Source organism: Dysosmobacter segnis (assembly GCF_014297285.1).
Lineage (GTDB): Bacteria > Bacillota > Clostridia > Oscillospirales > Oscillospiraceae > Oscillibacter > Oscillibacter segnis.
On record NZ_JACOQI010000004.1, the window covers coordinates 166442 to 185757 of the forward strand.

The window sequence follows — 19316 nt, forward strand, 5'->3', positions numbered from 1 at the left end:
GATATTGGATATGCTGACACCTCAGGAGGTTTCGACCCATTCCTTTGCCAAGGCGTCCTTTGGCGGCTACAACATGGCCATGGTGGACGAATTTCTGGATGAGCTGACTGACGATTATACCGCTCTCTACAAAGAAAACGCGGCGCTGAAAGCCAAATTGAAGGTTCTGGTGGAGAAGGTGGAGGAATACCGTGCCACCGAGGATTCCATGCGGGCCACCCTGCTCACCGCTCAGCGGATGGCGGATTCCATCGTGAAGGAAGCCGAGCAGAAGCGGGATCAGATGATGACGCAGGCGGAGATTGACGCCAAGCTGAAGATCAACTGCCTGAAAAACGAGGCTGCCGCCGCAGAGGAACGTCTGCGGAAAGGCAAGGAGGAACTGGAGAAGTTTTCTGTTGCCGTCCGGGCTGTGTGCGATAAGGAGATCCAGCTTTTGAATGAGCTGCCTCAGGCCCCGGTGGAGTTGCCTCAGGAGGAAGCCAAACCGGAGGACTCCGTTCAGGAGATCGAGGACAGCGTCATGGCCGCGTTCAGCGAAGCAGCGCCGGAGGAGGACGGCGACACGGCGGAGACCCAGACGGAAGCGTCTGAGCCTGTTGCCGAAGCGACGGATCCCGCCGCTGACACCAGCGATCCCTTTGGGGATTTTCCCGACCTTTCCAGCACACGCCAGATCAATCTGGACGAACTGAAATTCGGCCGTAATTACAATACTTGACAAAAAGCGGCCTGCAAGGCCGCTTTTTGCTCTTTCAGGAGGTAGCTATATGGAAACGCAAGCGCCGATCATCGCCTTCCTGTACGACTTCGACAAGACTCTGTGCACCACGGACATGGAGGACTACGCCTTCATCCCCTCCCTTGGGTATACCCCGGCAGAATTCTGGGGCAGGGCCAACGCCTTTGGCTGGGAAAACCGGATGGACGGCCTGCTGGCCTATATGTACACCATGATCCAGGAGTGCGCCGCGCAGAATATCAAGCTGGACCGGGCCTTCCTGAACCACTGCGGTGAGTCCATCCAACTGTTCCCCGGCGTCCGGGAGTGGTTTGCCCGGATCAACGCCTTTGGGGAGAGTCTGGGCGTTCAGGTGGAGCACTATGTCATTTCCTCCGGCCTCCGGGAGATCATCGAGGGCAGCGGAATCGCTCAGGAATTCCGGGAGATCTATGCCTGCGAGTTCTACTACAACGAAAATGGCGACGCCTGCTGGCCCAAGCTGGACGTCAACTTTACCAATAAGACCCAGTTTGTCTACAGGATCAATAAGGGGATTCTGGATGTGTCCCGGGATAAGGAACTGAACGACTCCATGCCGGACGATTCCAAGCGGGTCCCCTTTACCAACATGATCTATATGGGAGACGGTCTTTCCGACGTGCCTTGTATGAAAATGATGCGGGCCTACGGCGGACAGGCCATCGCCGTCTATCAGGCCAGCAACCGGCAGGGTGTGGAAAAGCTGCTGGCGGACGGACGGGTGGATTTCATTTTCCCGGCAGACTACCGGGAGGGCATGGAGCTGGACCGCACCGTCCGGGACATCCTCCGGAAAATGACCATCACCGACCGGCTGCTGGAGGTCAACAACCGCCAGCTCCGCAGCATCGGCGGCGATGTACTTCCCAATCAGGTGGGACTGTTTTGAACACGGAATATCTGAATGATCGGAAAACCGGCGCAGAAAATGCGCCGGTTTTTTCTGTTTTTCCAGGAAAATCTCTTTACTTACAGTATCGTTTCTGTTAAACTATACGCTGTGTATTGAATCAATTCAGCCGGGGCAGCGCCCCGGCTGTTTCACGGAGGGTATCCATGGCAACAGAATTTTCCAGAACGCTGTCTCTGCTGCGGAAAGAGCGGGGGGTTTCTCAGCGGGTGGCCGCTGCGGATTTGGGGGTGTCTCAGGCCCTTTTGAGCCATTATGAAAACGGTATCCGGGAGCCGGGCCTTGCCTTTGTGTCCAAGGTCTGCGACTACTATCATGTCTCCGCAGACTATATGCTGGGCCGGACGCTGGCCCGGGACGGCAGTATGCTGACTGCCGAAGAGATCCTCAATGCCGCTGAGCCGGGCAATGTGCTCCAGGGCAGCGTGCTGGCCACCCTGCGGGGCAAGCTCATCACCAGCGCCAGCGGCGTGCTGTTCGGCCTGCTGGGCAAGCTGGGAGACAAGGATGCCATCAACGCCGCGGCGGACAGTCTGGGCTGCCACATCTATCTGCTTTACCGGCTGCTCCACCGGGCTGCCGGAGGCAGCACTGCCTATTTTGCTCTGCCCGAGGAGGACTGCGCCGCAGGCGCTGCCTCCGCCGGGGCCTCTCTGGCCCGGACGGACTACGCCCGTGCGCTGGCGAAACTGTCCCGTGAAAAGGCCGCCTTCCCGGATATGTCTCATGAGACGCTTAACAGTGCCTTTCCCGGCCGGAGCCAGGGTATGATCCAAGTCCTCAGCACGGCGGACGGCCAGCTCAACCGCCTGAATCAGTCCGGCCTGAAATGAGTGTGCAGTCTCTGGCCTTTCTGGCCTTTTTGACCGTCACCGTCTGCGTCTGCCGTCTGCTGCCCAAGGAGCGAACCTGGGTGCTTTTGGCGGCCAGTCTGGTGTTTTACCTCTGGGGCGGTGCTCCATCGGCCCTGTGGGGCTGCGGACTGCTGGCGGTGTCCTCTTTTGTCAGCTATCTTGCAGCCAACACGCTGCGAAAGCACCGCCGAAAAAGCGTCCTTCTTGCCGTCGTCTGCTATCACATCGCCGTGCTGGGTGTGTTCAAGTACACTGGCTTTTTCACCGGCGGCGCGGTACGGATGCCCTTCGTGCCCTTGGGTATCAGCTTTTTCACCTTCCAGCAGATCTGGTATCTTCGGGAGGTCTATGCCGGGACCTTTTCACAGGTCCCCACTCCGGCAGAATACCTGACCTACAGCTTCTTTTTCCCCACGGTGTCCTCCGGTCCCATCTTGAAGCCGGGGAATTTCTTCCCCCAGCTGCGGGAGACCTCTCCCCTGCCCCAGGATACCGCAGCCGGTCTGTACGCCATCGGTCTCGGCCTTGCCAAAAAGGTGCTGCTGGCGGACAATCTGGGCGTGCTGGTGAACAACGGCTGGAGCAGCCTCTCTGAGCTGACGGCTCTGACTGCGTGGTGCGTGATCCTTGGCTACACGCTTCAGCTTTACTTCGACTTTTCCGGATATTGCGACCTTGCTGCCGGCTGCGCCCGGCTGCTGGGACTGCGGCTGCCCATCAACTTCGACTCTCCTTACCGGAGCCTATCTGTTACGGAGTTCTGGAAACGCTGGCACATGACCCTGACGGCCTTCCTTCGGGAGAACGTCTACTTTCCCCTGGGCGGCAGCCGAAAGGGCCGGGGGCGTACATACCTGAACATTCTGGTGGTGTACCTCGTCAGCGGCATCTGGCACGGCGCGGGGTGGACCTTCATCCTATGGGGCCTGCTTCACGGGCTGGCGCAGGTTCTGGAACGCCTGTGGGGAAAACGGCGGGACGCTCTGCCCCGCTGGGTTCGGTGGGCCATGACCTTCCTCTTTATCAACCTTGCGTGGGTCTTTTTCCGGGCGCCGGATGTGTCCTCTGCCCTGCTTTTGCTGAAAACCGCCGTTACCGGCGGGATGGGCGGGATCCGCCTGTGGCTGGTGAACGGCTTGTTCCGCCGGGAGATCAGCGCGCTGGAGCTGCTGCTCCCGGTCATCGGCCCCTATACAGCCTACCTGCGGGTGGCGCTGATCTTGGGGATCGGGCTGCTGGCGGCTTTGTGGCCCCGGAACGTCATCCGTCAGATGGATACGTTCCGTCCCAACTGGCGCAGCGGCCTGTATGTGCTGGCGTGGACGGTATGGGCCATTTTGTCCTTCACCGGCGTGGTGACATTCATCTATTCCAACTTCTAAAGAAAGGAGGCCCCGCCATGGAACAGCGCGCCTATCAAAAATGGACCCGGGGCCTACTTTTGGGGCTTGTGCTTGTGCTGACGGCCTGCGCCGCCATTGTATACAGGGTGGACCCTTGCTTTTACTACCGGATGCCCACGGACCGGGAGCCTGTTTTTTTCAGTGAACGCTACCAGACGGCGGGTATCGTCCGCAACAACCCGGCGGACGTGGTGCTGCTTGGCTCCTCCATGACCGCCAACTGCTACGGCAGTCAGCTTGAGACCGTTTTCGGCGGCACGGGCCTGCGGCTCACCATTCCTGACGGCTATTTCAGTGAATTCGATCAGGTGATGGGCCTGCTGATGCGGACCCACCCGCCCAAGCGGGTGCTGTTCGCCATGGATACCAATATTTTCACCCGGTCTCCTGACGGTGTTACCGGTGCAATGCCCGATTATCTCTATGACGCCAGTACCATCAATGACGTGAAATACCTGTTGAATAAGGACGTGCTCTATTACAGCCTCTACGCCCTGATGGCCCAGCGCTGGGACGAGGGCGAAACGCTGGACAAGGGATTTTCGTGGATGGATACCGTCTGGTGGAACCACATGACCGCCTTGGAGGAATATACCCGGCCGGACATCGCACCGGAGCCGATGCCCCGGGACGGCCTGCTGGCGGACGCCGCCAAAAATCTGGCGGTGGCGGCAAGCTGGGCGGAGCGGTACCCGGAGGTGGAATTTGATTTTTACTTTTCCCCTTACAGCATCCTCTATTGGGACAAGATCGGCCGCATGGGAGAGACGGACGCCGTGTTTGCGGCGCTGGAGCTGGCCTGTGAAACGCTGCTGCCCTACGAGAACGTCACCCTTCACGGACTGCTGTTTGACCGGGATATCATCGAGCACCTGGACTACTACTGTGACTACGTTCACCACTCCGACGAGGCGGGCGCGCTGGCGCTGGAAAAGATCCATTCCGGTACCGATCGGCTGACCGAGAAAAATTATCGGGAAACTCTCGCCAACTGGCATGACTTTGTGGTAAACTACGACTACGATAAATTCTGGGACGATTACTACTGGTATCAGTTCCATACACCGGCAGGCGCAAAGACCTGACCGTTTCACATGAAACCTGAGAATTCCGTCCCTTGGGACGTTTGCCTACGGAGGTTTTTTCTATGACCAAGCAATCCAATATCCGAAATTTCTCCATCATTGCTCACATCGACCACGGCAAGTCCACTCTGGCGGACCGGCTGCTGGAGATCTGCGGCGCCGTTTCCCAGCGCCAGATGGAAAATCAGCTTTTAGACAACATGGATCTGGAGCGGGAGCGGGGCATCACCATCAAGGCCCGTGCCGTGAAGCTGAACTACAAGGCTCAGGACGGCGAGACCTATGAACTGAACCTCATCGACACGCCGGGCCATGTGGACTTCAACTACGAGGTTTCCCGGTCGCTGGCCGCCTGTGAGGGCGCTGTTCTGGTGGTGGACTCCACACAGGGCGTGGAGGCCCAGACCTTGGCCAACACTTATCTGGCTATGGAGCACGATCTGGAGATCCTCCCCGTGTTCAACAAGATCGACCTGCCTGCTGCGGACCCTCTGAAGTCCAAGCAGGAGGTAGAGGACATCATCGGCCTGCCCGCCATGGACGCCCCGGAAATCTCCGCCAAGATGGGCATCAACATCGAGGCGGTGCTGGAGGATATTGTCCGCAATGTTCCGGCTCCCAAGGGTGATCCCAAGGCCCCGCTGAAGGCGCTGGTCTTTGACAGCCAGTATGACAGCTATCGGGGCGTGGTGGTGTATTTCCGCATCATGGAGGGCACCATGCGCACCGGTCAGACCATCAAAATGATGGCCACCGGAGCGTCCTATCAGATCGTGGAGTGCGGTCATCTGCTGCCCTTGGGTCTGGAGCCCTGCGATTCCCTGTCTGCCGGTGAGGTGGGCTATTTTACAGCTTCTATCAAGACCGTCAGTGATACCCGGATCGGTGACACCATCACCGACGCGGCGAACCCCACGGCGGAGCCCCTGCCGGGCTACCGGCCGGTGCAGTCCATGGTCTACTGCGGCATTTACACCGAGGATGGCTCCAAGTACCCCGACCTGCGGGACGCGCTGGAAAAATTGCAGCTGAATGACGCATCCCTGAGCTTCGAGCCGGAGTCCTCCGCCGCTCTGGGCTTCGGTTTTCGCTGCGGCTTCTTGGGAATGCTCCACATGGAGGTCATTCAGGAGCGTTTGGAACGGGAATTTGACCTGGATCTGGTGACCACCCTCCCCTCCGTTATCTACCACGTTTATAAGACCAACGGCGAACTGGTGACGGTGGACAATCCCCACAACTACCCGGACCCCTCCCTCATCGAGCGGGCGGAGGAGCCTTACGTCAAGGTGAACATCATCGCCCCCAACGAGTATGTGGGCAACATCATGCCCATGTGTCAGGACCGCCGGGGCGAGTTCAAGGATATGCAGTATCTGGACACACATCTGGTGGAGCTGCATTACCAGATGCCCCTGAACGAGATCATTTATGACTTTTTCGATGCCCTGAAGGCCAACACCAAGGGCTACGCCTCTCTGGACTATGAGCTTTCCGGCTACCGTCCCAGCGATCTGGTGAAGGTGGACCTGCTGCTCAACGGCGATCAGGTGGATGCGCTGAGCTTCATCGCCCACCGGGACAAGGCCTACCCCCGTGCCCGCCGTCTGTGCGAGAAGCTGAAGGAGAACATTCCCCGCCAGCTCTTTGAGATCCCCATTCAGGCGGCCATCGGCGGCCGGGTCATCGCCCGGGAGACCGTGAAGGCCATGCGGAAGGACGTGCTGGCCAAGTGCTACGGCGGCGACGTCACCCGTAAGAAAAAGCTGCTGGAAAAGCAGAAGGAAGGCAAAAAGAAGATGCGGGCCTTGGGCACTGTCCAAATGCCCACGGAGGCGTTCCTGGCTGTCCTCAAGCTGGATGAATAATCTCTTTTTGCCTTCCTGCGAGCCGCAAAGCGGCGAGCCGGCGCTGTGCGCCGTTATTTCAATCAGCTTTTGAAACGCGGAGCGTTTTCAAAAGGCAAAAAGAAGATGCGGGTCTAAACAGGGCTCCCGCCGAAACCCAGCGTTAGCGGTTTCGGTGGGAAAAGGAGGCGCAAGGGAGCAAATGAACGCTTTGCCGCAGGCGGAGCGGAAGTTAAGCGGACTTTGCGACGACGCGCAGATGCCTACCGAAGCCTTCCTGGCTGTCCTCAAACTGGACGAGTAACACGTTTTTCAACCCTATATCTGCCATATAAACGAAACAGCCCCCGCCCGGATTACCGGACGGGGGCTGTTTTGCATGTTTACATCAGGTTGTAGAGAATCTTGGCCATTTGGCCGCGGGTGATGTTGCTGTGGGGCTTGAAGCTGCCGTCACTGTAGCCGTTGATGACCCCCTGAGCCGCCATGGTGCGGATGTAGTAGTCGGCGTAGCCGGGGATCTTGCCGCTGTCGGTGAAGGTCAGGTCCGCCAGCGCGTAGCCCTTAGCCTGGGTGCGGCCGATCATGGCGGCAGCCTGGGCGCGGGTCAAAGCGTTGTTGGGATTGAAATACAGGCGGCCGTTTTTCTCCGCGCCGGAGATGACGCCTTCGGTATAAAGTGCCTTGACTGCGGGAATGGCGTATTCCGGGATGATGTCCAGATCCGCGAAGGGCAGAGACACATCAGCGTACTTGCTCTCGTCCAGCTTCAGATAGCGGTAGAGCATGACGGCGAACTGGGCCCGGCTGATATTCTGGTTGGGGCGGAAGGTGCCGTCACTGTAGCCGGTGGTAATGTTGGCATTATACAGGAAGTCCACATAGGTGGCGGCCCAGTAATCATTGATGTCACTGAACTTGTGGTCCACGTTGTAGGAATCGATGTCCACGCTGGCCCGGCCGATATTGCCGGAGGCATCCACAGCGGTAACGGTAATCCGCAGGGCATCCCCGCTCTCACCGGGGGCGGGGAGCGTGTACTGGAAGGAACCGGTCTTGGCATCATAGTTTTCCAGAGGCTCCGCGACACCGTTTCTCGTCACCGTAATGGAGGAAGCGGGCAGAACGCCGTCCACCAGATCGGAGACCTTCACGCTGATCGTCTGAGTCTGCTCATCCAGTGCGGCTGTCACCGTCGGCGGGGCGTTATCCACCGTGCCGGGGAAGGCGGCTACCAGTTGGTCGATATAAACTGTGCCGCTGCGGGGGGTGTCGGCGTAGGTCACCTGAATATGGTCCCAAGTGGCATCCGTAGTGGAGGGTGCATAAATGACCACGCCGCTCAGGGTGAAGTACTGGGGCAGCGGCACGTTGATCTGCTTCCAGCCGGTGAAGTCCAGCGTGGTGACGGGCAACTCCAGGTCGCTCTTGATGTCACCGGTGTAGAGGAAAGAGAGCTGGTTGCCGGAGCCGTCGCCGTAGACCCAGAGGTTCAGGGCTGTGTAGGGCGTTTGCAGATTGGAGAAGGAGCCTGCCATGGCCTGAGAATAGTAGCCGGTGTCCTCCGGGAGCACATAGTCCAGCTTTCCGGCGTAATGGCCTCGCTGGACATAGTCGCTGGCATTGGTGCGGGAAACCGTCAAATAGTAGCCGCTGAAGAAGCGCGTATCCGGAGTTTCAAAGTCCTCGATGGTTTGCAGGGCCACCTGAGCCACCGTGACGGGGATAGTCAGGCTCTTGTCCCCGGCGGAGACCGTCAGGTTTCCGGTGCCGGGGGCGGAGGCGGTGAACACGCCGTGCTCATCCACCGTGCCGATGTCCCCGGAAACAGACCAGGTAAAGGCTTCATTGGTTGCCGTCAGAGGCAGATGGTTCCAGACGGCCCCAGCGGTGAGAGCGGTCTTGCTGCCGGGGGTCACGGTAAGCTCCGTCAGGTTGGAGGCACCGTTTTTCAGGGTCAGATTGTCCGGGTTGCGGATGGCGTGGACCACGGTGCTGCCCTTGGCCCCCCGGCCAGAGGCCGTCACGGTGATATCGCCGCCGGAGGCGGGGGTAGTCAGCAGATAGCGGCCGTCCTCTTGCTCCGCAATGCTGCCGGCGCTGGCGGACAGTGTATAGCTGGCATCCATGGGGATGTAATTGCTGTCCACACCGGAGGCTGTGACGGACACGGCACTGCCGGCCAGCACATAGTCACCGGCGGCGTTGACGTAGAAATGATCCAGCCGCCCGCTGGAGCGGTCCGAGGCCACTAAAAACACCTGATTTGTGACCTTGCGCCCGGTCTCGGAGGGACGGTTGATGATGGTGGCCGCTGTGGAATCCGGCGTTGTCACCGCCAGATTGGTGGAGCCGCCGCCGTCCAGACACAGAACCGTCTGGCAGCCCAGTTCCAACAGCCGCTCCCCTACCTGAGACAGAGACGCGCCGATGGAATAGCCGGTCTTGCGGCCATCGATGGTGTAGAAGACCAAGGTGCCGTCCGCCTTCTGGCCCACGGCGGTGCGGGGATTGCTCCCGGCGGCCAGGTTGGGGACCACAGCTCCGTTTTCCGCCAGACAGTAGAGCGCGCCGATGGCATACTCTACATCCTCCCAGCCATCGTTGGCGGAGACGGTGAGGGTCAGTTCACTTCCCTGTGGGATGTTTTGCAGTGCGGTGGTATAGTAGCTGTCCGCCTGCAAATTGGCGGAGAGAACGATCTGATCCGGCGCAAGGCTGGTGACGGCGGTCTCTTCCACCCTGTTAACCCGGAGGGTGACAGTGGAGCCGATGGCCAGCTTCCCCTGCTCCACGGTGCAGACTACATTGATACCGGGTTCCGTGGTGCCGGTGGTGTGCTTGGCGTTAAAATCGTATGTATAGAGGTAAAGGCCGCTGTTGGTGCGGGCCTTGTTCACCGCCGCCACCGGCCGGACCAGCTCTGTGGAGTTTCCGAAGCCGTCATCCACGGCATAACCCAGATTTGCGGAGACCTTGACGCCGGGTTTGCCCAAAATGGCAGAGCCGTCCGCCCGGAAGCCGATGGCGTAATATCCGGCGTCACTGCTGCGGAGCAGTCCCTCCGTCACCACCATGCCAATGGGCAGGCCGGTGGAGACATTATAGAAATCGCCGTTGATGCCGGCCACCACCCGGTAGCCGTCCTCTTCCAGCAGCGCGGCCATGTCCGCTACGCTGGAACGGTCTGTCAGCGCGTCGCCGTAGGTGACGATGGGGGTCACAGCCTTGTTAGGCGTGTAGGTGATGAGATTTTCCGTCCGGAGATCGGAGTAAGTTGTACTCCAGAATACATTGGTGGAAAGCTGGGTCTCCTGGTGGAGAAGTGTGTCCTTGGCGGACAGATCCTCCCCCAGCGCGTTTGACGCGGCGGCGGGCAGAGTCAGCGCGCTGATGAGACTGAGGGACAGCAGCAGGGATGTGAGTTTACGGATGCGATGCTTCATAGGAACCTCCTATCGGTACAGGTCCGGGAAACTCCGGACAGGGTGGTCTACATAACACCCATAGCATAGCATAGATGCAGGATGAAGTAAATGAAAAAAGTGTTACAAAATCGGTGGGATCTTCCAGTAAGTCCGCAGCCTTTGACGGCGGAAAGCTGTTGCAAAAAAGGAAGGTTTCCGTTATAATATTCATGCGAAAAGGAGGCGGCAATATGACAGTAACGGTTGATGATAAGCGCTGCATCGGCTGCGGTATGTGCGCCGCCGCCGTACCGGAGGTGTTTCAGGTCATTGGGCGGGTGTCCACGGTGCTCTCCCAGCCTGCGAAGGAACGGTTCTTCCGGGTATTGGATGCCGCAAACGGCTGTCCGGTGAACGCGATCCAGGCAGAGCGGCGTTGAAAAAACGAGACCGCAAAAAAAGAAAAAGAAAATCAGAAAAATGGCTTGACAATTTTCTGCCCATCTGTTATAGTAATTCGTGCCTATTTGAGGCAGATATGGCGGCGTAGCTCAGCTGGCTAGAGCATTCGGTTCATACCCGGAGTGTCACTGGTTCAAGTCCAGTCGCCGCTACCATGATCCGGAGACGTCACGTGACGTCTCCCGGATCTTCCCGGCCCGTTGGTCAAGTGGTTAAGACACGGCCCTTTCACGGCTGTAACATGGGTTCGAATCCCGTACGGGTCACCAACCTATCAGACGTCGTGAGTGGCGTCTGATAGGCCAACTAAAAAATGGAGGCTTAGCTCAGCTGGTTAGAGCGCATGCTTCACACGCATGAGGCCACTGGTTCGAGTCCAGTAGTCTCCACCAAAAATCGCCGGAATCGCCTGATTCCGGTGATTTTCTTTCATAATCCGCAACTTTTTGAGGTGCTTAATTTTCGCCGTTTCTTTAAGACTCACACGCTGACCCACACGGGGAAAGGGCCGGAAAGTACCGGACAGGGCCAGACAGGAATTTTCCTGTCTGGCCCTGTTTTTTTACCGCATCTGCTGGCTGATGACCCCGCCGATGGTGTCCGCCGCGTCCTGTTTCATCTGGGCCGTGGCGTGAGTATAGGTGTTCAGGGTGAACCCTGCCGAGTAGTGGCCCAGCGCGCCAGACAGTGTTTTCACGTCCACTCCGCTTTTCAGCGACAGCGTGGCGAAGGTGTGGCGAAGATCGTGAAACCGGATGTGCTCCGTACCGATGGCCTTCAAAATTTTGTCATGGGTTCTCCGGAAAGCGTCCGGGTCATACATGGTTCCGGTTTTGGGCGATGGGAACAGATACGAATTGCGAGGGTGCTTTTTGCGCTCGGCAATCAGCAGGTCGACCGCCTGCTGAGGGAGAGCCAGCGTTCGCACGGAGTTGCGTGTTTTCGGCGGACTGACTACTAACTCGCCGTTGATGCGATTTACCTGTTTCGTGACGGCAAGCGTCCGGTTTTCAACGTCCAAGTCCGTCCATTGGAGGGCCAGCAGCTCCCCTCTCCGTAGGCCGGTGGTCAACTCCAAGTAGAAGGCCGCCAGCAATCCTCTCTTTTCCGCCTCGGCAAGATACAGGCCGATTTTTTCCTGCGGCAGGATCTTCATTTCTTCCTTTTCAAACTGCGGCAGCTTGCAGCCTTGTGCGGGGTTGGCGAGGAGCAGGTGCTCCGCCACCGCCTGCTCCAGGCAGTTGTGCAGTAGTGTGTGGACGCCCCGCACCACTCTGGGGCTGAGGCTTTTGTCCTTGAGTTCAGGAAAATTTTTGCGCTGGACTCGTCCAGTTTTCAGGAGGTTGTTGTAAAACCGCTGGATCTGAATGGTGGTCAGCTTGTCCAGCGGGATGCTGCCGATTCCGGGGATGATGTGGCTCTCGATGTAGTTGGTGTAGTAGGATTTTGTGTTGGGTCGGATGCGGGGCTCAGCGTAGACCTCGTACCACATTTTCATCCACGAACTGACTGTGTAAGCCCCGGCTTTGGATACATCCAGCTGCTGACTTTCGCTGATTGCGGTCTTGAGTTTCTCCTTCACCTCGGCCTGCGTCTTGCCCAGCACGTTCTTGATGATCCGCTTTCCGGTCTCCGGGTCATAGCCTGCGGTGTAACGGCCTTCCCATCGGCCGTCCTTTCGTTTTCGGATATTGCCTTCTCCGTTTGCTCGTCGCTTTGGCATAAAATCAACCCCTTTCGGCAACGAACAATACCGTAACCAAGAGGGAAAAGCTATCCAAAGACGGAACAGTTATCAGAAAGTTATCATTTGCCCCATCGGAGTTGCACCGCCCAATCTTTGTCTATTGCGGCGCAAATCTTGCGCTGCCGGGGACATTCTCTTTAGTTACAGCGGTGCGATTTTTGGACGGTTGAAAGTCTCTTTTCATTGACTACAGCGGCGCAAAATATGTACGATCTGCGCTGAAAATCGCCGCTGCACAAAATCACTTTTTCTGGTGGTTGAAAACGGGAAATTTCTCAAACGCCTGCGGAACGGTCACCTTGAAAAGTCTGTTGCCACAGGCATTTGCCGCGTCCAACGTTCACCCAAGACCGCGAAAACGCCCGCCAAGGTGCACCTTAGACTGCGGTTTCAAAACCCCGGAAAGCCCCGCACTGCGGGGCTTTGTGGCTGAGAGGTGCCCAATTACGGGCACCTCTCTTTATCTTGTGCTAAAATCGAACGGCCTTCGCCACCTGAAAAACCTTCCTGTAAAGTTCGGTTTTTCACTCAAAACTGTTCCCGCAAATATCGCCCAAAAGTTGCCGCCGCAAGTTCCATATCAAACCATTTTTCATCACGATTTTCAACTTCTCGCACAAACGGCCCACGTTCGCTTTCACGGGTGAAAGCGGGTACACACTCGGCTTACGGAGAAAGATTGCACACAACGGCTTACACGCCGAAACAGGGGCCTTCCCTTCTGCGGGCACAGCGTGGCTTTGCGCTGCCAACAGAATTGCTCTGAACGCCGCATTTGCAACCCCTGATTCCACCGTGCTTTTATATACATACATTTCCCGGTTCTCTGTGAACCCCCACTATCAGCAGACGAGAAAAATCCGGCAAAGCTGCCGCCATAAATTTTATCCCCAACTGTTTCTTGTCGCGTTTTCAACTTCTCCCACAAATGGCCCACGTTCGCTTTCACAGGCGAAAGAGGGTATACACACTCGGCTTTGCTCAAAGGATCGCACACAAGGGCTTACACGGCGAAACACGGACCTTCCGGACGGGGGGGGGTATCACTACCCTCGACACGTACTGCACGTTCACGAACATCCCCGGGCCGGGTGTCAAAACGGCGTACTTTGCTGCTTTGGGATCTTGGCCGGGAGGTGCTCTCGAAGGACACAGAAAGCCTACGGGACAGCGATGTGCTTATGCACGTCGCTGTCCCGAGGCGTCGCGGCCCCGCTGGGCTGCGTGATCCAGTGAGTGCGCTATTGATTATGTGGTGAGCATGATTTACTACGCATCGCCCACCTCTCTATTGGTGGTTTCCACTCACTGCTATCCAGGCAATAGTATAAGCCCATATCAGTCACAGCCGTCCGCAGGAGTATCCGAACTCCTGTGGGCGGCTTTTTCTTTGCAGAGGACATCTCACGTTCTGAGGAGATTATCTTGCGAACATTGTCGTTTTGTGCTATAATATAATCAGTCTAAATTTGGAACGGAGAATTGCAATGCCTATTTCCTACGATAAGCTCTGGAAGCTACTGATTGATAAGAAAATGAACCGGACAGATTTGAAAGACGCCTCCGGTATCAGCTTCAATGTGCTTGCCAAGATGGGAAAAAACGAATTTGTCTCTATGGAAAGCCTGCATAAGATTTGCTTGACGCTCAAATGTGATGTAGGAGACATCATGGAGTTCGTTGATGAAGGAGATATAGAACAGTCATGATTTCAATCGAACTACACAGGAGTGAAAAGAAAATGCAGCAACCGTTGACTTGTGTTGAAATATGCGCTGGTGCTGGTGGGCAGGCTTTGGGGCTTGCAATGGCGGGCTTTGTCCATGTTGCGCTTGTCGAGTATGAAGAAGATTACTGCAAGGTATTAAAGCAGAATCGCCCGGAGTGGAACGTCATTTGCGCAGATGTTCACGATTTTGACGGACGCCCATACCACGGTGTCGATCTGCTGGCTGGCGGCGTTCCTTGCCCGCCTTTCTCCGTTGCAGGAAAGCAGCTCGGTCAGGAAGACGAAAGAGACCTTTTCCCGGAGGCCATTCGGCTTATCAAAGAAATTCAACCGCGTGCTGTCATGCTTGAAAATGTCCGTGGCTTTCTTGATCCGGGCTTTGATGAATACCGCAACCACATTTTCACGTCGATTCAAAAGCTCGGTTATGTAACCCATATCAAGCTCTTGAACGCCTCTGATTATGGTGTTCCACAGCTACGTCCCAGAGTGGTTATCATCGGCATTCGGAAGGATCAGATTGGAGCATTTGCCTATCCTGATGAACGGCCAGACAGCGCCACGACTGTTGGCGATACGCTCCGTGATTTGATGGCACAGAACGGATGGGAAGGTGCAAAGCGGTGGGCATCTAATGCAAACCGGATCGCTCCGACCCTTGTAGGCGGCTCCAAGAAGCATGGTGGTCCCGATCTTGGTCCCACACGCGCCCGTAATGCATGGGCAGAGCTTGGCGTAGATGGCCGAGGAATTGCAAACGAAGCACCGGCTCCCGGATTTGAGGGTATGCCCCGGTTGACAAGCCGGATGATGGCACGGATTCAAGGTTTTCCCGATACATGGACGTTTGGAAATCGGAAAACTGTAGCCTGCAGGATGATTGGAAATGCATTCCCGCCCCCGGTTGCCCGGGCAGTTGGAGAAAAAATAAAGGAGTGTTTGGAGCATGGATGCATTGATAGCAAACGCGAGATTCCACTTTCACAAGCAGTTGTTTGAAACCAACACACTGACGTTGACCACGGCAGGTATCGCATCCAATGCAGACACCAGCAGCCGCGGCTCAAAGGCGATTGCGCGGAGGATCGTTGACATTCTTGTGGAGGAACAGCATCATGCTGTCTCCACGGTTGACAAAATTTCCGGGCAGACTCTCGGAAAGCAATTTGAAACGCTGACAATGGAGTTCCTGCGTGAAACCTTTCCCTATTTGCAGAACCTCCGTCCCGGAAACTGGACAATTCTTCAGCTCGGCAATAACAACAAACTAAAAACAAGCGATTTTGCGCAGTACGAGCATCTTGCTTACTTAAATGCGCTTACGACACAGAACGCACAGTTGGCTGCTGCACTCGGGAATGATTACCTCGTTGCACCTGACGTTGTTGTTTACCGCGATCTCTATGAGGACAGTGAGATCAATGCCGCTCAGCCCATTGTTGATGACGAAATCTGCAAGATGGCTGATATTCGGAAGTCTAACGGCGGCAAGCCCATTCTTCATGCGAGTGTTTCTGCAAAGTACACGATGCGTAGCGACCGCGCACAGAACAGCCGCACAGAGGCATTGAACCTGATCCGCAACCGAAAGGGACATTTGCCGCACATCGTTGTTGTGACGGCTGAGCCTATGCCGAATCGCTTGGCATCTCTTGCGCTCGGCACTGGCGATATTGACTGCGTATATCACTTTGCACTCTATGAACTGATCCGAGCAGTTAAAGAGGCGGGGTCTGAGGATGCGGTAGAAACGCTGGAAACCTTGGTGCAGGGCAAGCGGCTGAAGGATATTTCCGATCTGCCGCTGGATTTGTCTGTGTAGCTATATATGGAAGGAATAATAGACGCCATGAACAAGCAACCGTAAAGAAGGAAGTGGGGGAAGCTAATGAATTTTTCATACTACGACTTTGGGTATCTTGAAAAGGGTAAAATAGTTGAGGTTCAATTATCCGCAGCTGCAAATGTGCGGCTAATGGACTCGACAAATTATTCCAACTACAAAAATGGTAGAAAGCACAGATATTACGGTGGCTATGTCACGAGAAGTCCATACAGAATCACAGTTCCCTCAGCAGGCCACTGGTATCTTACTATTGATTTAGGCGGGTATTCTGGAACAGTTAGACACAATGCCAGAGTTTTGTCTGGTATGTTACCCATTGCAAGAGAACAACTTCCGCTTGTTCAAGAGAAAAACCTATATATCGATATCAGCGATACAAATAAGGAATATGACGTTTTTATTTCTCATGCATCAGAAGATAAAGATAGTGTTGTTCGTCCATTGGCACTTGCTTTGAAAGAAAAGGGTGTCAATGTTTGGTATGACGAGTTTGAACTGAAAATTGGAGATAGCCTGAGAAGGAAAATTGACCAAGGTCTGTCAAAGAGTAAGTTTGGTATAGTCGTTATTTCTCGATCCTTTATAAAAAAAGGATGGACAAACTATGAATTGGACGGTTTGATGACAAAAGCTATTTCTGGACAACAGATATTACTTCCAATTTGGCATGATATTACCAAACAAGAGGTAATTGATTATAGCCCTTCGCTGGCAGATAAGGTTGCAAGGAATACGAGTCAAGAAACAGTAGAAGAGATTGCAAGTGAAGTTGCCGAGTTAATACACTCTTCGATTTAGTTTATATAAATCCATTTAAAACGGTAGTAGCCTCCTAATTCACAACATACAAATCGAGTTTTTCGAGGAGGAGAACAATGACGTTTTATCCAAATAGAAAAGTCTTTATTTCATACTACCACGGTGATCAAACTGCGGTTAATAAATTTGTCCAAGATTTTTCGGATGTATTTATTGCAAAGACTGTTGGAGTAAAGGATGGGGACTTTGCCTTTGATAGCACCAATCCTCAATATATTATGAGAAAAATTCGAGAAAACAAGCTGCAGGATTCCACTGTTACTATTGTGCTTGTAGGCTCATGCACACATAGCAGAAGATATGTTGACTGGGAAGTTAAAGCATCCCTTCAGCAAGGTGCCACACTACCCAATGGGCTTATCGCAATCAATCTTCCCTATATGGGGAGCGAAGGTGCATTACCTGAACGTGTTTCTGAAAATGTCAAGAGAGATGCCAATGGGAACGAAGTGGGCTATGCAAGATACTATGTCTATCCAGATTCCAAGCAAAAACTATATGATTGGATAGAAGATGCTTATGCAGCACGAACGACCAGATCAAATCTTATTAAAAACCCAAATGAAATGATGCATTACAACGCAAAATGTAGGCGCCATGGCGTAACACATTAGGAGAGTGTGTGAATAAAGCTGATTCCAGTCTTGGGCTCTTTCGAAAGATACAAAGTGACAAAGTGACAAAGTGTGCGTGTTTATTTCGCATAAAAAAGAAAATCAACATATTGCTATCGAACTTGGTAAATATTTGACTGAACAATTGGACGTTGACATTTATCTTGATCTTTTTGATTCCGAATTAAGAGAAGCAGTATCAGTTGAAAATGACGCTAAGATTGTAGCATCAGTAATAAATGGGCTGAAGTTGAGTCAAATATTGCTCTGCATTATCTCAGATAAGACAGGACTGTCTTGGTGGATTCCTTACGAAATCGGTATGGCCGATAATGCTGGCATTAAAATTGCGTCAATAAAGACAAAGAATATTGACGATTTTCCATCTTTTCTGAAAATCAAAACGGCACTAAATAATCTCACTGAACTCACTGAGTTTATTCTAAAGAACGGCAAGTATGGTTCAGCTTTTTATTCAGATCAACATAGAAACGGCCTTCTGCAAAGAATTACTGGCAGTCTTAATCAATATTTTGAGCAGGAATTCTACTGTACACTAAGATTGGAATGGGTTATATGGATATTATCTCTGTAAAATTTGAAGGATGGCAAAATATCGTTGTATCTTTCAACTGGATAGCTATTATCATTCTTTTTCTGCTCATATTATTCATATCATTAGGGATAACGTGGATACATAAAAAATCAATCCTTAAGACTGTGACAATTGAAGAAGCAACTATTGGAATAGGCAACAGCAGCGTGACCATTAAATATGATGGCTGCATAAAAGAAATCGCATACAAAATCTGGATTGAATTGACCACAAGAAAAATTGGTCTCAAGTTTGATGAGAAATACGACATTATCAGTGAGATTTACGATTCGTGGTATGAAGCGTTCAAGGTTATCAGGACGCTTCTCGCAAATATTCCTGCGAATAGAATTAGTGATGCCAAGGGCTTAATCGATATAACCACAAAAGTTCTAAACAATGGTCTAAGACCTCATTTGACTGCGTGGCAAGCAAAGTATAGGGCTTGGTACAACAGCACCTTATCTGACGCAACGGCAACTCCACAAGAAATACAGAGAACGTATCCTGAATATCAGCCGTTGGTTGATGATTTGAAAAAAACCAATGATATTATGATAAAATATGCAGATGAACTCAAACGATTAATTGACTATGAATAATTAGTGCTTACTGAACGGCGCAAAAAAGCTCGGAAACCATTGAAAACACTGGGAAACGCAAGGGTAATATGGTATAATATCTGCAAAGGGATTCAGGAGTTCTAAAGAAAAAGTTTGCAGGTGATGAAGATGTATATTCTGTCAAGAAACCCGCTTTGCTGCATGAGAGCGCCGCTTTGTTGTATGAAGGCATTCTGCCTGCAGCAAACAGAAAACGAGGATCACGTTTTGACCCACGCCGTGACCCACGAACAGAAAAACCGGGGCGGAAACAACGGAGAAAAGCGTATCTGCGGGTGGGGAAATCACGCGGCAAACCCGCTTTATTCTCCCAAAATTCGGCAGAAGGCATCCCTATCGAATCTTCACACGCATGAGGCCACTGGTTCGAGTCCAGTAGTCTCCACCAAAAATCACCGGAATCGCTTGATTCCGGTGATTTTATTTCGTAATTCGCAACTTTTTATGGCACTTAATTTTTTCCGTTTCTTCAAGACTCACACGCTGACCCACAGATAAGGTAAAATAAGTTGCGCAAATTGAAAATCGCATAAAAGAAGACATAGCTTGCAGGCTCTGGTAGAATGAAGTAACCACACACCATTCGAAAGGAGCAAGCAAACTATGTCCGAG

17 protein-coding genes and 3 tRNA genes are annotated in these 19316 nt (G+C 53.8%); 17 read left to right on the forward strand and 3 right to left on the reverse strand.

What is annotated here, in order from left to right; translation table 11 throughout:
- Positions 1–10 precede the first annotated feature (10 nt).
- The 6 genes from H8Z83_RS06425 to lepA all read left to right on the forward strand — a co-directional run bounded on the left by H8Z83_RS06425 (position 11) and on the right by lepA (position 6883).
- Complete coding sequence (locus H8Z83_RS06425) at positions 11–721, forward strand: DivIVA domain-containing protein (protein WP_187014307.1); 711 nt, start codon at positions 11–13, stop codon at positions 719–721.
- A 49-nt stretch (positions 722–770) separates the two neighbouring features.
- Positions 771–1652, forward strand: a complete 882-nt coding sequence (locus H8Z83_RS06430; protein ID WP_187014308.1) for an HAD family hydrolase — start codon at positions 771–773, stop codon at positions 1650–1652.
- Between the two features lie 167 nt (positions 1653–1819).
- A complete protein-coding gene (locus tag H8Z83_RS06435; protein ID WP_187014309.1) occupies positions 1820–2506 on the forward strand; it encodes a helix-turn-helix domain-containing protein in 687 nt (228 codons plus the stop codon).
- Positions 2503–3909: an MBOAT family O-acyltransferase gene (locus tag H8Z83_RS06440; protein WP_187014310.1), complete on the forward strand. Its 1407-nt coding sequence runs from the start codon at positions 2503–2505 to the stop codon at positions 3907–3909. The genes H8Z83_RS06435 and H8Z83_RS06440 overlap by 4 nt, the downstream gene beginning before the upstream one ends.
- Positions 3910–3926: 17 nt before the next feature.
- The gene (locus H8Z83_RS06445; RefSeq protein WP_187014311.1) at positions 3927–5015 is read left to right on the forward strand and encodes a hypothetical protein; all 1089 of its coding nucleotides are present in this window, start codon (positions 3927–3929) and stop codon (positions 5013–5015) included.
- A gap of 62 nt (positions 5016–5077) precedes the next feature.
- A complete protein-coding gene (gene lepA / locus H8Z83_RS06450; RefSeq protein ID WP_187014312.1) occupies positions 5078–6883 on the forward strand; it encodes a translation elongation factor 4 in 1806 nt (601 codons plus the stop codon).
- A gap of 362 nt (positions 6884–7245) precedes the next feature.
- Here the strand turns inward: lepA and H8Z83_RS06455 are convergent, their stop codons facing one another.
- Positions 7246–10308 (reverse strand): S-layer homology domain-containing protein, encoded by a 3063-nt coding sequence (locus tag H8Z83_RS06455; RefSeq protein WP_187014313.1) that lies wholly within the window; start codon positions 10306–10308, stop codon positions 7246–7248.
- 212 nt (positions 10309–10520) lie between these two features.
- Between H8Z83_RS06455 and H8Z83_RS06460 the strand changes: the two genes are divergently transcribed.
- From H8Z83_RS06460 to H8Z83_RS06475, 4 genes are all read left to right on the forward strand, one after another.
- Positions 10521–10709 carry a ferredoxin gene (locus H8Z83_RS06460; protein WP_207732007.1) on the forward strand — a complete coding sequence of 63 codons (189 nt, stop codon included), beginning with the start codon at positions 10521–10523 and terminating at the stop codon, positions 10707–10709.
- Between the two features lie 100 nt (positions 10710–10809).
- Positions 10810–10886, forward strand: a tRNA-Met gene (locus tag H8Z83_RS06465).
- 39 nt (positions 10887–10925) lie between these two features.
- A tRNA-Glu gene (locus H8Z83_RS06470) sits at positions 10926–11000 on the forward strand.
- 46 nt (positions 11001–11046) lie between these two features.
- Positions 11047–11123 (forward strand) — tRNA-Val (locus tag H8Z83_RS06475).
- Positions 11124–11293: 170 nt separating this feature from the next.
- Here H8Z83_RS06475 and H8Z83_RS06480 read toward each other — a convergent pair.
- Entirely contained in the window at positions 11294–12454 is a 1161-nt protein-coding gene (locus H8Z83_RS06480; RefSeq protein WP_187014315.1) for a tyrosine-type recombinase/integrase, read from the reverse strand.
- 1511 nt (positions 12455–13965) lie between these two features.
- Here H8Z83_RS06480 and H8Z83_RS06485 point away from each other — a divergent pair.
- The 7 genes from H8Z83_RS06485 to H8Z83_RS06515 all read left to right on the forward strand — a co-directional run bounded on the left by H8Z83_RS06485 (position 13966) and on the right by H8Z83_RS06515 (position 18683).
- Entirely contained in the window at positions 13966–14187 is a 222-nt protein-coding gene (locus tag H8Z83_RS06485) for a helix-turn-helix domain-containing protein (protein WP_187014316.1), read from the forward strand.
- Positions 14184–15206: a DNA cytosine methyltransferase gene (locus tag H8Z83_RS06490; protein ID WP_243184781.1), complete on the forward strand. Its 1023-nt coding sequence runs from the start codon at positions 14184–14186 to the stop codon at positions 15204–15206. Before H8Z83_RS06485 ends, H8Z83_RS06490 begins: the two co-directional genes overlap by 4 nt.
- Entirely contained in the window at positions 15154–16029 is an 876-nt protein-coding gene (locus tag H8Z83_RS06495) for an NgoMIV family type II restriction endonuclease (RefSeq protein WP_187014317.1), read from the forward strand. Before H8Z83_RS06490 ends, H8Z83_RS06495 begins: the two co-directional genes overlap by 53 nt.
- A 66-nt stretch (positions 16030–16095) precedes the next feature.
- Complete coding sequence (locus tag H8Z83_RS06500) at positions 16096–16851, forward strand: DUF1883 domain-containing protein (RefSeq protein WP_187014318.1); 756 nt, start codon at positions 16096–16098, stop codon at positions 16849–16851.
- Between the two features lie 77 nt (positions 16852–16928).
- On the forward strand, positions 16929–17486 hold the full coding sequence (locus H8Z83_RS06505; protein WP_187014319.1) for a TIR domain-containing protein: 558 nt from the start codon (positions 16929–16931) through the stop codon (positions 17484–17486).
- 76 nt (positions 17487–17562) lie between these two features.
- Positions 17563–18081: a TIR domain-containing protein gene (locus H8Z83_RS06510; protein WP_187014320.1), complete on the forward strand. Its 519-nt coding sequence runs from the start codon at positions 17563–17565 to the stop codon at positions 18079–18081.
- Complete coding sequence (locus tag H8Z83_RS06515; protein ID WP_187014321.1) at positions 18063–18683, forward strand: hypothetical protein; 621 nt, start codon at positions 18063–18065, stop codon at positions 18681–18683. Before H8Z83_RS06510 ends, H8Z83_RS06515 begins: the two co-directional genes overlap by 19 nt.
- 441 nt (positions 18684–19124) lie before the next feature.
- Here H8Z83_RS06515 and H8Z83_RS19395 read toward each other — a convergent pair.
- Positions 19125–19316: hypothetical protein (locus H8Z83_RS19395; protein ID WP_207732008.1), on the reverse strand; the 192-nt coding region annotated here is incomplete at its 5' end.

Coding starts and splice junctions, on each gene's coding strand:
- H8Z83_RS06460 (WP_207732007.1), top strand. CDS start 10,521: ATGACAGTAACGGTTGATGATAAGCGCTGCATCGGCTGCGGTATGTGC.
- H8Z83_RS06455 (WP_187014313.1), bottom strand. CDS start 10,308: ATGAAGCATCGCATCCGTAAACTCACATCCCTGCTGCTGTCCCTCAGT.
- H8Z83_RS06505 (WP_187014319.1), top strand. CDS start 16,929: ATGACGTTTTATCCAAATAGAAAAGTCTTTATTTCATACTACCACGGT.
- H8Z83_RS06445 (WP_187014311.1), top strand. CDS start 3,927: ATGGAACAGCGCGCCTATCAAAAATGGACCCGGGGCCTACTTTTGGGG.
- H8Z83_RS06430 (WP_187014308.1), top strand. CDS start 771: ATGGAAACGCAAGCGCCGATCATCGCCTTCCTGTACGACTTCGACAAG.
- lepA (WP_187014312.1), top strand. CDS start 5,078: ATGACCAAGCAATCCAATATCCGAAATTTCTCCATCATTGCTCACATC.
- H8Z83_RS06490 (WP_243184781.1), top strand. CDS start 14,184: ATGATTTCAATCGAACTACACAGGAGTGAAAAGAAAATGCAGCAACCG.
- H8Z83_RS06500 (WP_187014318.1), top strand. CDS start 16,096: ATGAATTTTTCATACTACGACTTTGGGTATCTTGAAAAGGGTAAAATA.
- H8Z83_RS06435 (WP_187014309.1), top strand. CDS start 1,820: ATGGCAACAGAATTTTCCAGAACGCTGTCTCTGCTGCGGAAAGAGCGG.
- H8Z83_RS06485 (WP_187014316.1), top strand. CDS start 13,966: ATGCCTATTTCCTACGATAAGCTCTGGAAGCTACTGATTGATAAGAAA.
- H8Z83_RS06440 (WP_187014310.1), top strand. CDS start 2,503: ATGAGTGTGCAGTCTCTGGCCTTTCTGGCCTTTTTGACCGTCACCGTC.
- H8Z83_RS06480 (WP_187014315.1), bottom strand. CDS start 12,454: ATGCCAAAGCGACGAGCAAACGGAGAAGGCAATATCCGAAAACGAAAG.
- H8Z83_RS06515 (WP_187014321.1), top strand. CDS start 18,063: ATGGATATTATCTCTGTAAAATTTGAAGGATGGCAAAATATCGTTGTA.
- H8Z83_RS06425 (WP_187014307.1), top strand. CDS start 11: ATGCTGACACCTCAGGAGGTTTCGACCCATTCCTTTGCCAAGGCGTCC.
- H8Z83_RS06495 (WP_187014317.1), top strand. CDS start 15,154: ATGGATGCATTGATAGCAAACGCGAGATTCCACTTTCACAAGCAGTTG.